Annotated in this window: 14 protein-coding genes; 3 read left to right on the top strand and 11 right to left on the bottom strand. The window is 33.5% G+C overall.

The features are described 5' to 3' along the window. Positions 1-11: 11 nt before the first annotated feature. The gene (locus tag D1818_RS05630; protein WP_240338280.1) at positions 12-1604 is read left to right on the top strand and encodes an IS1182 family transposase; all 1593 of its coding nucleotides are present in this window, start codon (positions 12-14) and stop codon (positions 1602-1604) included. A 70-nt stretch (positions 1605-1674) separates the two neighbouring features. Here the strand turns inward: D1818_RS05630 and D1818_RS05625 are convergent, their stop codons facing one another. After that, complete coding sequence (locus D1818_RS05625) at positions 1675-2655, bottom strand: hypothetical protein (RefSeq protein WP_118456827.1); 981 nt, start codon at positions 2653-2655, stop codon at positions 1675-1677. A gap of 211 nt (positions 2656-2866) precedes the next feature. On the opposite strand from D1818_RS05625, the gene D1818_RS05620 reads away from it, so the two are divergent. Further along, a complete protein-coding gene (locus D1818_RS05620; protein WP_205487257.1) occupies positions 2867-4459 on the top strand; it encodes an IS1182 family transposase in 1593 nt (530 codons plus the stop codon). 70 nt (positions 4460-4529) lie between these two features. Here the strand turns inward: D1818_RS05620 and D1818_RS05615 are convergent, their stop codons facing one another. The 3 genes from D1818_RS05615 to D1818_RS05605 form a co-directional block, all read right to left on the bottom strand. Further along, positions 4530-6107, bottom strand: a complete 1578-nt coding sequence (locus D1818_RS05615) for a T9SS type A sorting domain-containing protein (RefSeq protein ID WP_118456825.1) — start codon at positions 6105-6107, stop codon at positions 4530-4532. A gap of 26 nt (positions 6108-6133) precedes the next feature. Beyond that, the gene (locus D1818_RS05610) at positions 6134-7513 is read right to left on the bottom strand and encodes an IS110 family transposase (protein WP_118456823.1); all 1380 of its coding nucleotides are present in this window, start codon (positions 7511-7513) and stop codon (positions 6134-6136) included. A 457-nt stretch (positions 7514-7970) separates the two neighbouring features. Beyond that, positions 7971-8327 carry a hypothetical protein gene (locus D1818_RS05605; RefSeq protein ID WP_118456820.1) on the bottom strand — a complete coding sequence of 119 codons (357 nt, stop codon included), beginning with the start codon at positions 8325-8327 and terminating at the stop codon, positions 7971-7973. 253 nt (positions 8328-8580) lie between these two features. Between D1818_RS05605 and D1818_RS05600 the strand changes: the two genes are divergently transcribed. Then, positions 8581-10173: an IS1182 family transposase gene (locus D1818_RS05600; protein ID WP_205487257.1), complete on the top strand. Its 1593-nt coding sequence runs from the start codon at positions 8581-8583 to the stop codon at positions 10171-10173. A gap of 78 nt (positions 10174-10251) precedes the next feature. On the opposite strand, the gene D1818_RS05595 is transcribed toward D1818_RS05600, so the two are convergent. From D1818_RS05595 to D1818_RS05565, 7 genes are all read right to left on the bottom strand, one after another. Beyond that, positions 10252-10680: an SRPBCC domain-containing protein gene (locus tag D1818_RS05595; RefSeq protein ID WP_118456818.1), complete on the bottom strand. Its 429-nt coding sequence runs from the start codon at positions 10678-10680 to the stop codon at positions 10252-10254. Positions 10681-10785: 105 nt separating this feature from the next. Continuing rightward, positions 10786-11553 carry a hypothetical protein gene (locus D1818_RS05590; RefSeq protein ID WP_118456816.1) on the bottom strand — a complete coding sequence of 256 codons (768 nt, stop codon included), beginning with the start codon at positions 11551-11553 and terminating at the stop codon, positions 10786-10788. 228 nt (positions 11554-11781) lie between these two features. After that, the gene (locus tag D1818_RS05585) at positions 11782-12420 is read right to left on the bottom strand and encodes a hypothetical protein (protein ID WP_118456814.1); all 639 of its coding nucleotides are present in this window, start codon (positions 12418-12420) and stop codon (positions 11782-11784) included. A 178-nt stretch (positions 12421-12598) separates the two neighbouring features. Continuing rightward, entirely contained in the window at positions 12599-13132 is a 534-nt protein-coding gene (locus tag D1818_RS05580; protein WP_118456812.1) for a hypothetical protein, read from the bottom strand. A 722-nt stretch (positions 13133-13854) separates the two neighbouring features. Next, positions 13855-14166 (bottom strand): hypothetical protein, encoded by a 312-nt coding sequence (locus D1818_RS05575; RefSeq protein WP_118456810.1) that lies wholly within the window; start codon positions 14164-14166, stop codon positions 13855-13857. Positions 14167-14229: 63 nt separating this feature from the next. Next, positions 14230-14451, bottom strand: coding sequence for a hypothetical protein (locus D1818_RS05570; RefSeq protein WP_118456807.1), 222 nt, complete (start codon positions 14449-14451; stop codon positions 14230-14232). A 192-nt stretch (positions 14452-14643) separates the two neighbouring features. Beyond that, on the bottom strand, positions 14644-15240 hold the full coding sequence (locus tag D1818_RS05565; protein ID WP_147406233.1) for a hypothetical protein: 597 nt from the start codon (positions 15238-15240) through the stop codon (positions 14644-14646). Positions 15241-15270 lie beyond the last annotated feature (30 nt).

Below are 15270 nucleotides of genomic sequence, written 5' to 3'. Positions count from 1 at the left end.
AATTTCATGATATGCAAGGAAAAAAGATATATCAAGAGAAGTTGTTTAGTGATTTCCGTTTAAGTGATCGTGTAGCGGAGACCAATTTTTATTATCGTTTAAAGAGTGTTTTGCATTTAGACTTTTTATATAAAAAAACCAGTACCTATTACGGTAGAAGTGGTCAACGTAGTATTGATCCTGTAGTGTTTTTCAAGCTTTGTTTAGTTGGTTATCTAGAAAATATTATAAGCGATAGAAAGCTTATCGAGCACTGTAGTATGCGCTTGGATATCCTCTATTTTGTGGGCTATGACATTGATGAGACACTACCTTGGCATTCGACTATCAGTAGGACACGCCAGTTGTTCCCTGAAGAAATTTTTGAACAAGTATTCATCCACATTTTGGAGATGTGCATCGGCAAGGGTATGGTAAAAGGGAGCACCCAAGCGATAGATTCTGCACCTGTAAAAGCAAATGCCAGTATGGATAGTCTGGAGTTAAAAGTTCCTTCTCAAGAATTAGAAGCTCATTTAGCTGCTGTACGCCATATAAGCCATAGAGATAAAGAAGTTTTTCGAAAAGCTAAAGTAGATAAATCCAATAGAGAACAGAAAACGATCACAGCCAACAAAAACCAACTTAACAGTATTGTAGCTAGAAACAAGAACTGGAGCAAGGATCAAGACAGGCGCCCAGGGTCAAATAACAAGGGTAGCCGTTATACAAGTAACAAGACCCACTATAGTCCAACCGATCCAGATGCCAGAATAAGTGTGAAGCCCGGCAAGGCTCGAAAACTCAATTATAGCAGCCAACTTAGTGTAGATACAGCAACTCATGTGATTACCGATATTAAAGCTTATCATGCAGATGGTAAGGATAATCAATATATGAAGGACATTGTAGATCGTGTTCAACGGCGGTTGTGGAAGTCAGGGTTTCAATTAGAAAATGTACTGGCAGATACTGGCTATAGTAGCGGAGAGGTGTATGCTTATTTAGAAAGTAAAGGAATCAAAGGTTATATACCTCCCCATGGTACCTACAAAGGAGGTCCAGATGACTTTGAGTATATACAAAGTGAAGATCATTATATCTGTCCCAACAGAGCAATAGTACCTTTCAAGAAAGTGTTCAAAGACTACCGTACCCAAACCTTAAAGAAAGAATACCGTATTTCCAGTAAAATATGTAGAGACTGTCCACTATCACTTAGCTGTTTGGGAAAAACAGCTAAAGAAAAGAAATTTAGTGTAACCTACTATCGGGAGGAATATGAGCGTAACAATGCTCGACTAGCCACTCCCAAAGGCAAAGTAATGAAAGCCAAACGGCAAAGTACTGTAGAGCCTGTTTTTGGAACCCTCACCCAGTTTATGGGACTGCGCAAGATCAACACTATTGGCATAAAGCAGGCTAACAAAGTGATGCATCTATCGGCAATGGCTTATAATTTAAAGAAATATCTAAAATTCACAGAAAAACGAGTAAAAAGTGAAGCAAAAGCACTTGCTCCTCTTTTTTTTGAAAAATTGGTCTTAATACAAACACTAGCCTTCATTTTAAGCACTCAAATTTTTGAAATTTCAACAAGCATTTTCAAAATAAAAGAGGTTTAAAATAGTATTTTTAATGTCAACCCCATCAAAAGTTAAGTACTTGTGCAACGGTTACCATTGTTGTGCGTAGCTATTTTTCTGTCTGCTTTTGAATCCAATCCATAAGTTCATCTTTATTTATCGAGTTCCAAGTTGATTGAGTATTCCTTTCTTGTGATGGATTGTCCCCAGGTTGTAATACAATCAATTCGGTGTTTTTATTTCCTTTTATTCTCAATTCAGCTAGAAAGCCTACTATGTCTGTCGAATTATTCTCGTATAAGGTTCTTAATTGTTTTTTTAGTTTATATTCTATAGCAGGTTCTATATACGCCCGAACTCCATAGTCTTTGTATAGCTTTACATTTTCATTCTTTTCATTAGAGTAACTATACGATGAAAAGTTGTGATAATTTTCTGGATTGGTTATTGGTGTTCCTCCCAAGTTCGTTTCCAATAGATAGTTTATGAATTTTGGTTCCCAAAGGTCAATTCGGTTAATTCTTATGTCACGTTTATGTTGATACCATTTTCTTATAAAGTCCATCGTGAAATTGCAAGCTACGATACCTTTAATTTTAAGTTGAAATTTTAAGTCGTTCTCTTTCATAAATTTGATATAGCGCATCGCTCTATGTCCAACTAAACTTGCTCCTAAAAAGAAAATATTATTATTTGGTAAATTAAATTTATAAAATACTTCTTTAATTAGCTTATGTGTAGAAATCATGGATGATTTAGAAAAGTAAAAGTCAAGAGGAATTTCGGTTGAAACTGATAATACTGCAAAGTCTTTTTCCGATGCTTGAGTATACATCTGCTTTGAGCTGTTGTTCTTTTTGTCATACTTCGAATCTTCGAGGAAAATGAGCACACCTTTTATTTCCTTATTTTCAGGAAGCATTAGAGTATACCCTTTTTGAATGAAAGGTAAAAAGTCATTTTCTCCTATTCCAACTCTCAGGCTATCATTTTTTACCGATTCGTAATATTCATCCATTTTCTGAGAAAAAGATTTCGTACTAAAAAAAATCAAGAAGAGTAAAAATAATACCTTAAAAGGTGTTTTCATTATCGTCTGTTTTTAATTATACATAGCTCCTTGGCTATGGTTAGTATAGGAATTAAAATTAATTAATTATATATTAAGCACTTAGCTAAATCAAAAAGATTTGGTAGACTTCGTATAAATCTCGACATTTTCAGTTAGGTACCAAAAACCCATATTAACTATGACCATTGTGCCTGTTGCACAAGTTAGTAAAAAGGATTAATTTCATGATATGCAAGGAAAAAAGATATATCAAGAGAAGTTGTTTAGTGATTTCCGTTTAAGTGATCGTGTAGCGGAGACCAATTTTTATTATCGTTTAAAGAGTGTTTTGCATTTAGACTTTTTATATAAAAAAACCAGTACCTATTACGGTAGAAGTGGTCAACGTAGTATTGATCCTGTAGTGTTTTTCAAGCTTTGTTTAGTTGGTTATCTAGAAAATATTATAAGCGATAGAAAGCTTATCGAGCACTGTAGTATGCGCTTGGATATCCTCTATTTTGTGGGCTATGACATTGATGAGACACTACCTTGGCATTCGACTATCAGTAGGACACGCCAGTTGTTCCCTGAAGAAATTTTTGAACAAGTATTCATCCACATTTTGGAGATGTGCATCGGCAAGGGTATGGTAAAAGGGCGCACCCAAGCGATAGATTCTGCACCTGTAAAAGCAAATGCCAGTATGGATAGTCTGGAGTTAAAAGTTCCTTGTCAAGATTTAGAAGCACACTTAGCTGCTGTACGCCATATTAGCCATCGGGATCAAGAGGTTTTTCGCAAAGCCAAGGAAAACAAAGCCAGTGAAGAGCAGCAAAGTATTACTGCCACAAAACAAGAACTAAAAAGTATTGAGTCCAGGAACAAGAACTGGAGCAAGAATCAAGACAGGCGCCCAGGTGCAAATAACAAGGGTAGCCGTTATACAAGCAACAAGACACACTACAGTCCAACCGATCCAGATGCTAGAATAAGTGTGAAGCCAGGCAAGGCTCGAAAACTCAATTATAGCAGCCAACTTAGTGTAGACACGGCAAATCATGTGATTACTGACATCAAAGCTTATCATGCAGATGGTAAGGATAGTCAATATATGGAGGACATTGTAGATCGTGTTCAACGGCGGTTGTGGAAGTCAGGATTTCAATTAGAAAACGTACTGGCAGATACAGGATATAGTAGCGGAGAGGTGTACGCTTATTTAGAAAATAAAGAGATCAAAGGTTACATACCACCACATGGCACTTACAAAGGTGGTCCAGATGGCTTTGAATATATAAAAAGTGAAGATCATTATATCTGTCCCAACAGAGCAATAGTACCTTTCAAGAAAGTGTTCAAAGACTACCGTACCCAAACCTTAAAGAAAGAATACCGTATTTCCAGTAAAATATGTAGAGACTGTCCACTATCACTTAGCTGTTTGGGAAAAACAGCTAAAGAAAAGAAATTTAGTGTAACCTACTATCGGGAGGAATATGAGCGTAACAATGCTCGACTAGCCACTCCCAAAGGCAAAGTAATGAAAGCCAAACGGCAAAGTACTGTAGAGCCTGTTTTTGGAACCCTCACCCAGTTTATGGGACTGCGCAAGATCAACACTATTGGCATAAAGCAGGCTAACAAAGTGATGCATCTATCGGCAATGGCTTATAATTTAAAGAAATATCTAAAATTCACAGAAAAACGAGTAAAAAGTGAAGCAAAAGCACTTGCTCCTCTTTTTTTTGAAAAATTGGTCTTAATACAAACACTAGCCTTCATTTTAAGCACTCAAATTTTTGAAATTTCAACAAGCATTTTCAAAATAAAAGAGGTTTAAAATAGTATTTTTAATGTCAACCCCATCAAAAGTTAAGTACTTGTGCAACGGTTACCCTTGTTGTAGCTAGTTATTTTAATATAATTTTTTTCGAAACTTTACCTTGTTCAAATTCGAAGATTATTATATGCATTCCTACTAAACGGTTAATATTAATAGTATTATTATTAAAATCTACTCCAACATTAATTTCTCTACCCAGAGTATCAAAAACTTTAATTTTTGTTGGTTTCTGTTTGCTTTGATAATTTAAAATACTATTTGTAGAATCTAACCAGAGCGTTACGGAATTAAGACTTAAATCAAAATCAGGTGTACTCAAACTAACTTGTTCGAAAACATATAGACCGTTATTAGTATCTGATTCTGCAAAAAAGAAAATTTTGTTAGCATAATGTTGGACATATCCAAAGTTTTCTGATTCCATTGTAAATAATTTTTCAGTACCTTCTGTTGTTCCGTCAGATACATAATAAGAATCAGTACTAAATTCATAAAAAAATAAATTATTATTATAGACACGTTCACTTCCAAAATATCCGCTACCTTCTCCTGAAATTATATCTTTTAGTAAATAACTTGACCGACCATCTGTATAATACATCTCTCTACCAAAATCATCTGAGTTATAACTGCCAAAAACTTTTCCATTATAATCTAAATAATTACTTTCTCCTCTTAGGGAAGTAAAAGACTTACTGTCAAAATCTAAATTTATAGGTGATGGTTGTTGGATACCATCAGACTTATAAAAGCTCTCCTCATTGTTAAAAAACACCTCTCCATCAATAACAAACATATCTTCATAATAAAGATAAAGGGTTTCTGGATTTCCATAATTAAAAGTGAAATTAGAATTTAGAGAATCATTATTTAAGCTAATAGAGATACAAATTATGTTATTGTAATTATCTCTAACATTATAAACTAGATTATCTCCTACTTTTTCCATTCGAGTATACTGATCTAAAGCTATAGCGTGTTCTGGTCCTTGTATACTAGAGTAGAGTGTGCTTAATGAATTAGTAGCTAAATCATATTTATAAATGTAATTATACTTATTGTCTGCATTAGGTGAAGTATTATATTCTGCAAAAAAATAAATACTATTATTGTGGATATAAAATTCATCTGCATTTCTAGCAGTAAACTCACCAATCTGCTGATTAGTTTCTAAATCGTGTATCTTAAAAATACTAAAATCACTAGTAGCACCACTATAAATAATATATTGCCCTACTTGACCTGAATAATCAAAATTCGTTAAGTAGGTTTCTATATTGCTAGTGCCTTTTTGTTTTCTATACAATTCAGATTCAAATCTAAAATAAATATAATTGCCATATTCAAAGAATGTTGTAAAGCTCTGCCATCGACTATCATACCAGAGAGGATTTAGTTCTGGGGTTCGGAAAAAATCATAATCCACTATTTCTATTGAACCTTGCTCTATATCATATTGGGCAATATAGTTCTGCCACCCATTATTAGAATCATATAGTTTCGCAGTGCAGTATAAAATTCCATCCAAATCGATAAAATGTGGAACAACGTAGTTAGAAAAATTGGGAATGGTTATTTTTTCAAAGTCCTGTGACCAGGAAGTTATTGAAATCAAAATAGAAAAAAAATATAAATACTTTTTCATAATTTTTGTTTTAATTCTGACTAACGTCAATTTTGTTTATTGATTATTATGCTGTTGTTAAACCCTAAATCTTCGGGTTTTAAGTCAAATTTATCGATTTGTTTTTTAATTCTTTTGACAAGCCCTAGTTTTCTTTTTTGATCGAGGAATAAATATAGTTTAGGCGGTTGGTATTGTATTTTCTTAGTTATCATATTCCATATTATTACTGCCAACTTTCTAGCTGTTGCGCTTACCGCTGAGTGCCTTCCCTTCCTGTAGGCTACTCTTCTGAAAAAATCAGAAAGATGAGTATCTTTTAAGTTTCCAATAGCATTTGCTGCTTGCCTGAGTGCTATTTTGAGTCTGTTACTTCCTTTGGGCACTCTATTACTTAGTATTTTTCCTCCAGATATTTTGTTGTTGGGAGCCAACCTTAGCCAAGAGGTAAAATGTTTAGCAGTAGGGAATTTTTTAAAACCTTCAGGTCCAATTTCGCTCATAATGCTAAGAATGGATGAATGACTCAATCCTTCAATTGCAAAAAGGTCAACACCATCAAAATATCTAAAAGCAATTTGATTCATATTTTTAATTTTAGGAGCATTTTTATTGATTCTTTTATAAGTTTTTTCTGTTGTTTTGAGTTTTTTTCTTTCGGGATATTGTTTGAGTTCTTGTTTTATAAACTGCTCAATCTTTTTGTCACAAGCTTTTATGTTTCTTTGGAAGAATTGATAACTTTTGAGCTCTTGTTGCAATCCAAAAAGGAAGTCTTCTCTATTATTACCGTGTAGCGCTTTTGCAATTTCTTCTTTAGGTTTTCTACAGTTAAAATGCCGATGTTCTGCTAGGTTATATGGATCAAGATTACCTTTACAGATATCTTCAATGATTTTCATTCCAGTAAGTCCGCAAACATCTTTGACTACTACATCCAATCTGAAGTTCAGTAGTTTTAGATATTTCTGCATTTTATGTGTTGCAGATGAAGCAAGTTCAATCCAATTTGTTCTTTGTCGGCAATATGTTCGTAAATGTTCAGTAACAAGATCTGGTAGAAAACTTCCCGTAAGTAGCCCAAGAGTATGTAGTTTTTGTATCCATCTACAATCTTTCACATCGGTCTTTTTTCCTTTGGCATTTTTAGTGAATTTCCCATTGACTAGTACTACCTCAAAACCAAAACTAATAAGTTCCGTATATAGATTCTGCCAATAATCTCCTGTAGATTCCATAGCTACAGTAGTTACATCGTTGCTCACAAACCACTCACATAATGAAGTCAAATCCTCAGCATATACGCCAAACTCTTTTACATCTTCTAACTCTTGACCAATAGCAGCATAATGAGAACGACTTCCAATATCAATTCCTGCTGCATTGAAATTCACCACATCCATTCCTAGTTTCATTTTTCTTTCCATTTTAAAAAAATTAAAGATTCATAAAAAATGACCCTAAGGAAATGTAACTTTGTACTTGAAAATTATTCTGAACGGGGTAACTGAGCAATCAGTTCCACCACTGAAATTATCAACAAGCCTCTGAACCACGAATTCAGAGGCTTTTACATTTCAACCAGAATTACGCCCGAGCTATTATGCATCAGTTTAAAAATCGGCCTTTCATAGGATCACAATAAAGTTCGGGACTTCGTAACGTTAGCAAAAGAAATTAATAGAGTTTCTTTATGTGGAGAATTAGCTACAACGTTTAATATATGTGTCGTAGCAGGGCAAAATGTTACCTTGCTTTTCGATCTTTCTGCGCATTGGTTGCTAATTTTAACATTCTGCAAGCATTGCACCTTACCAAATATACAAGAACCATTCGATTGATCACCTAACTGCTATGATCACATATATCGTGTTGTAGTTAGTTCTATTTTCCGTCAAATCTTTGAGTTACTTGTGGATCATAAAGAGGACAATCATATTTATCCATCACATCAATAATTCGATTCATATCTTCTCCTTCCATTCCGTAACAGTCAAATCTAACAAATTGCTTTGTGTTGAATATTTGAAAAGCTCCATTTCCTTTAGGATTTTCATAATCAATATTACTTTCCTCCATTTTCCAATCAGTAAATTCGGTTTGAACGTCTTTTAGAATTGAATCGATTGGTAAATCTTCTAAACCCTCTACAATTTTTTCTTCAGAACATTTTTCATAAACCTCCTGATTGTTCAAGTATGTGTCTTTTTTGTATTTCCAAAAATCTAAATCGTAACTCATGTCTAATTTACTTTAATTAACTACAACGTTCCGGCTAAGGTTAGTACGGGGTTAAATTAGTATTTAATTTCGGATTAAGCACTTAGCCAAAACTTTTTATTTTGTTTTAAATTTTTCTTATTCTAAAGCCAAATCAAAAGATTTGGCGGACTTAATAAAAATGCACTAAACTTTGGATTAAGCACCAAAACCCGTATTAATTTTAGCCTTTGTGCCTGTTGCACAAGTTAGTAAAAAGGATTAATTTCATGATATGCAAGGAAAAAAGATATATCAAGAGAAGTTGTTTAGTGATTTCCGTTTAAGTGATCGTGTAGCGGAGACCAATTTTTATTATCGTTTAAAGAGTGTTTTGCATTTAGACTTTTTATATAAAAAAACCAGTACCTATTACGGTAGAAGTGGTCAACGTAGTATTGATCCTGTAGTGTTTTTCAAGCTTTGTTTAGTTGGTTATCTAGAAAATATTATAAGCGATAGAAAGCTTATCGAGCACTGTAGTATGCGCTTGGATATCCTCTATTTTGTGGGCTATGACATTGATGAGACACTACCTTGGCATTCGACTATCAGTAGGACACGCCAGTTGTTCCCTGAAGAAATTTTTGAACAAGTATTCATCCACATTTTGGAGATGTGCATCGGCAAGGGTATGGTAAAAGGGCGCACCCAAGCGATAGATTCTGCACCTGTAAAAGCAAATGCCAGTATGGATAGTCTGGAGTTAAAAGTTCCTTGTCAAGATTTAGAAGCACACTTAGCTGCTGTACGCCATATTAGCCATCGGGATCAAGAGGTTTTTCGCAAAGCCAAGGAAAACAAAGCCAGTGAAGAGCAGCAAAGTATTACTGCCACAAAACAAGAACTAAAAAGTATTGAGTCCAGGAACAAGAACTGGAGCAAGAATCAAGACAGGCGCCCAGGTGCAAATAACAAGGGTAGCCGTTATACAAGCAACAAGACACACTACAGTCCAACCGATCCAGATGCTAGAATAAGTGTGAAGCCAGGCAAGGCTCGAAAACTCAATTATAGCAGCCAACTTAGTGTAGACACGGCAAATCATGTGATTACTGACATCAAAGCTTATCATGCAGATGGTAAGGATAGTCAATATATGGAGGACATTGTAGATCGTGTTCAACGGCGGTTGTGGAAGTCAGGATTTCAATTAGAAAACGTACTGGCAGATACAGGATATAGTAGCGGAGAGGTGTACGCTTATTTAGAAAATAAAGAGATCAAAGGTTACATACCACCACATGGCACTTACAAAGGTGGTCCAGATGGCTTTGAATATATAAAAAGTGAAGATCATTATATCTGTCCCAACAGAGCAATAGTACCTTTCAAGAAAGTGTTCAAAGACTACCGTACCCAAACCTTAAAGAAAGAATACCGTATTTCCAGTAAAATATGTAGAGACTGTCCACTATCACTTAGCTGTTTGGGAAAAACAGCTAAAGAAAAGAAATTTAGTGTAACCTACTATCGGGAGGAATATGAGCGTAACAATGCTCGACTAGCCACTCCCAAAGGCAAAGTAATGAAAGCCAAACGGCAAAGTACTGTAGAGCCTGTTTTTGGAACCCTCACCCAGTTTATGGGACTGCGCAAGATCAACACTATTGGCATAAAGCAGGCTAACAAAGTGATGCATCTATCGGCAATGGCTTATAATTTAAAGAAATATCTAAAATTCACAGAAAAACGAGTAAAAAGTGAAGCAAAAGCACTTGCTCCTCTTTTTTTTGAAAAATTGGTCTTAATACAAACACTAGCCTTCATTTTAAGCACTCAAATTTTTGAAATTTCAACAAGCATTTTCAAAATAAAAGAGGTTTAAAATAGTATTTTTAATGTCAACCCCATCAAAAGTTAAGTACTTGTGCAACGGTTACCATTGTTAGCAACAGGTTTTTTTCTATTGGTTATGTAATTTTTCAATCGCAGGTAATACTACATTATCCCAACCTTTTGCTATATGTCCAATTCTTTCAGAGTCGTCATTAAAGTTCTCAATAGTAGTTGTCAAATGAGTTTTTCCATCTACTTCGTTCAAATCATATGTTACGTGTAAATAATTCACGGGAATGTCTTCAATTCCAAAATTAGGGTCAATTGAAGAGTATTTTAAGCGCTCATTTTTTGTCAGTTCTAAAATAGTTCCTTTTTCTCCACTTTCATATCCGTTAAAGTTTCCTTTCCACTTAATTTGACTTCCAACTTTCCATTCAGAATGAGCTTCACAATTAAACATAAATAGTTTTGTCTTTTTTGGGTTAGTAAGAGTATCCCATACTAATTCACGTTTTGCGTTTAGAATATTTTTTCTGATTATAATTTTTTCCATTTTCTTTTCTGTTGAGCTTTTTTGTACTTGTTGCTAACGTTTAATATAACAAACGTTGTTGTCCTAAAGGGCAACTATGTTTTGTTATATAGTGTTAGCCATAGTTTATTTTAAATTCATGTATGGACTGTTAAAAGTTATCCATTCTGTGGTAAATAATGATTCTCCACCAATATTCGTAGGAGTAAATCTAACTTTATATGTTCCTTCTCTATTATATTTGAATGCTCCAGCACACATTCCATGTCCTACATTTAGATCTACATTATTTGCTTTAATGTAATAAATTGTATTCTCATTAGAGGATAGGTCAACCAACTCTGTTTTGTACCAAATTTCGATTTCTGATTTGTTTTTTACATTAAATACGGCATTTACAGAAGGGCCACACCCATAAGAAATAATTTCCGTTTTTATATAATCTATCTTTAGATCAGAATTAGGTAATTCAGCTTTTTTTTGATTCGTAGTTTTCCAATTTACATTTTCAAATTTTTTGTTTTTTGAATTCCATTTTGTGAATTTATTCTTCTCGGTTAAAGAATCTTTGGAATGTTTTAAAAAATATAGTGTATTAGGTTTTAGCTCTTTTGTAGGTTTAAATATTGCTTGAGTTAGTTTTTTCTGACCCTTTAAAACTTTTAGGAGTTCTAAATTTATTATTTCTCCTTGTTCACTTATTAGAAATATTTCTTCATTTCTTAGATTTTCAATGGTCTTTTGACTTTTATCAAATCCTTGAATTATAAATTTCGAGTTCAAACTAATTTCTTTTTGTTCTGGATAAAACTGTATACCTCCAGCCTTACATTTAGCAAAAGAGGTGTTCATTACAATAATAAGTGAGAACAGAACAATTATATTTTTTTTCATTAGTTGACAATTTTTAATTCATTCATTTTCGTCATTATGGCTAACGGACTTGTGTATGAAACGTAGCGTGTAAAAAGACACTAACTTATCGGATTAACACAGAGCCGAATTTTTATATTTTGTTTTTAATTTATCATTTTTAAAAGCCAAATTAAAAATTTGGCGGTCTTCGCAAATAAATACAAACCTTTCGGTTTAGCATTTATTAGCTATGTTTTATACACCGTGTTACAAGCTTTGCTTTTTTCTCGCATATCTTTGGTCAACTATAATTTCATCGTCCATTTTAATCAATTTTTCTTTTGCAGGTTTAGGAATTCCATTTTCATCTAATTCAGATGCAAATGTCCCCTCCTCAAATTCAACTAGTTCAATATCGAATTGAGGATTAATGTAAATCTCTGAAAATTTAGTATCCACTTTTAAATTTGCAAAACGCTTTGAGTCAGTAAAATAAATTTTAAATTCTTTAATTCCATCATTTCGATCAAACGTAATCAATTCATATGCTTTTTCCTTAACAGGATAGCATATCATTTTTTCATAGAAATATTTTTCAGATGGTTTTTCTGTTTTAATTGTTTTTTCAAAATCAGATGTGATAATTTTTATTTTTTCAGGTAATCCGTAATACAAAATTTGGGTTGTGGATGAACTATCACTTTTTATTCTCAAGTTTTGTTCAACAATATAATTCCGAATTTTTAATTTTCTCCGTTCATCAATTGAATTCCATTTTTCTGTTTTTAGTGTGTCTATAAGTGTTTCATTTCGTTCATCAATTTTTTTAACTTGAACAAAATTAGCTTCTTGACAAAAAGAATTTGAAAAGATTAGAAATACTATTATGTAACTCAGTTTTTGCATTGCTTGTAACGCTAAATATATGAATCGGAGCAAAGCAAGTATACCTGAACCAATCGATCTATCTGCGCATTTTTATTTCTTGTTTAATTTATAAAAATTTAGAGCCATTGCAAAAAGGAAATGACCTCTCGATTGGAACCAAACTTTGCTCTGATTTCATATATAATGTTACCATATGTTATTTTTTTGTCAGTTTTTCGAGTTCTACAATTTCGTTTTCAGCATGTTCGATATGTGAGGAACTTCCATTGCAATAAATATAAGGTGATTCTTGAATTTCACCTTTGATAGCATAAATTAGATATTCTTTGTCAATAAATAATAGCGGAGAGATGGTGCTGAAAATTCTTGAATAAATTTTTATTTTCTTCTTTTTTTTGCCCTTAAAAACCCTATTTGGTTCAAAAATATACCAGTAATGTTGTATTGGCTGAAAATCAATTGGAATTGATTCTCCATTTTCTCCTTCTCCATAATCTGATGGCTCCATCTTTTCGACTCGAATAATTTCAACCACTTTTCCGGTAAAAACAATTTCAGATTCGTTTAGGGCTTCTTTAGTGCTCTGAATTTTCGTTAATCCTGGATAATCGGTACACAATCTTTTTGTATGTATACTATCAATCAAGTCCCTATTCCACCAAATCTCATTTTGCTGACCAAAAGTTAAAAAACCAAATAAAAAGGTTAAACAAAAGATGCATTTATTCATAAATTTGAATTCAGTATGTTCTTTTATATATGGTAACGCTGCATGTATGAATCGGGGCTTGCAAAAAAGCCTTTGCCACCAATCCAGCCGCGCTTATTTTTTATAATTTATACAAACCTATTAAAAATCAGCGCCATTGCAAACACAAAATGATCATTGGGTTGTCCATAAACTGCCCTGATTTCATACATCTTGTTATGGCGGGTACCACTTTTACAAGCCTGTACTTGGCAAATACTCCGCAGTGAGACGATATTACTTGCGTTGTTGTTCCGTATTGATTATTATTTTCTCTCTGCGATCGTCTTGCTGCCACTGGATTATTCCAGAACCAAACCAATAAATCACGGGCTCATTTTTCCACAATTTCATCCAGAATAGCCAAAAAAGCGATTTTTCATCCGATTTTACTCCGTAAACCTCCGTTTTCGTGGTTTTTTATCGCTTTTTTCATTCGGTAGGGCAGGCTGCTCCAAAAATAGACAGTTTGTACCCGCGAGTCCCGTTAGCCAGCATCTCGATTCCGTTTTGCTTTTCCGTTCAACCGTATGCGCCATAACGTTTAATATATGTGTCGTGGCGGAACAAATTGTTACCTAACCTTGGACACTTCTGCGCAGATTTTATACTTTAATTCAGCTTTAAAATCACTGGCCATCCTAAATATACAAGAACCATTCGATTAATCACTAATCAGCTATGATCACATCATATAGTGTTATCTACTTTTTTATTATTTCCGCTCGAACTGCATCTGATCTTTTCATAGCATTATTAGCGTCTCTAATATTTCTATACTTGCGAATACGTGTAAATTCTTTATCACCGTAGAACTTCTTAGTAATACGAATGACTATTTTCTTTTTTAAAGTTTTTCGTCCTCTTAAACTTGGTAGTTCTTCAGATTCAGATAATCCTTTTCCAGTTTTCCTCCAACGTTTATTACCAACTCTTTTTAGATAGGGGCGAAGGTGTTTAGACCATTCACCACCTCTAAAATTTCCTTTGTGATATGTTTTATTCAGGTTATTCATTTTAAATTTTTTAAAAATTCAATTCCGCCTATTCTTTTTCCTGTTAAAATATCCAATATAAGTTCACCTTTTTTTGTCATATAAAGTGATATTTTGTTCAAATTGCCATTCAGAGTTTGGCTGATTAGCATTTTTAGGTTCAATAAAATATCCATAGGCTTTGCTTTCCCAATAAATTTGGGTACAATTTCGGATAGAATTTATTATTTCAATTTCCTCAGGGATTTGTTTCTTAGCTATTTCAGTTAGCCATTCAGGATTATATTCTTCACATTTTATTTCCATTAAATATGTATAGTAGATAACGTTTAATATATGTGTCGTAGCAGGGCAAAATGTTAACCTACTTTTCGATTTTTCTGTGCATTGGTTGCTAACTTTAACATTCTGCAAACATTGCGCCTTACCAAAAATACAATAACCTTTTGATTGATCACTTAGCTGCTATGAGCACATATATGTTGTTGTAACACGTTTTTATTCACGATAAATTACTAATCGTATTTTTCTATAATTAGTTGTATTGCTCCCAAGCATAAATAAATATGCCTTGTTTTCATTTCCATTCAACCATTTAATTCCATCACGAAAGTTTGATTTAGCTGTATCTGAAGCAATTTCAATAAAACTCGGTTCTCCAAGTTTTGATTTTAGTTGTTTTTTCAATCCAGCGTATTTTCTTCGGAACTTTTTTGTGTCTGTTTTCCTGCTTGAGTCAAATCGATTTTGTCCGCGAGGTTCTGTCCATTCGTACATCATTACTCTAACCAAACTATCAGTTGCCGTATAAAAATATTCCGTTTCGAGATTAAACTTATTATTTACAATCCGTTGATACGTTTTCGGTGTCGCTAATTTGTGTTTATTCTTATTTGGATAAAGACTTTCTCCAATACTTACTCCGCTACTTGGCGTTACATCTTTTGAACCAAAATTTGTTTCTATATTTTCCGCTTTTTGAACCGTCAAACTATTGAAGTCAGCGAATCTTTCCGCTTCAAATATTTCCTTATTAGCGACACAAGAAATCAGGATTACTGAAACCGCTAGTGATATGTAGAATGTTTTTCTCAAATGTGTTACAACGGTAAATATAACAAACGT

Origin of the sequence: Aquimarina sp. BL5 (genome assembly GCF_003443675.1) — a bacterium.
GTDB lineage: Bacteria > Bacteroidota > Bacteroidia > Flavobacteriales > Flavobacteriaceae > Aquimarina.
Note: the sequence above shows the minus strand (reverse complement) of the source record. Positions and strands in the feature narration are given on the sequence as shown.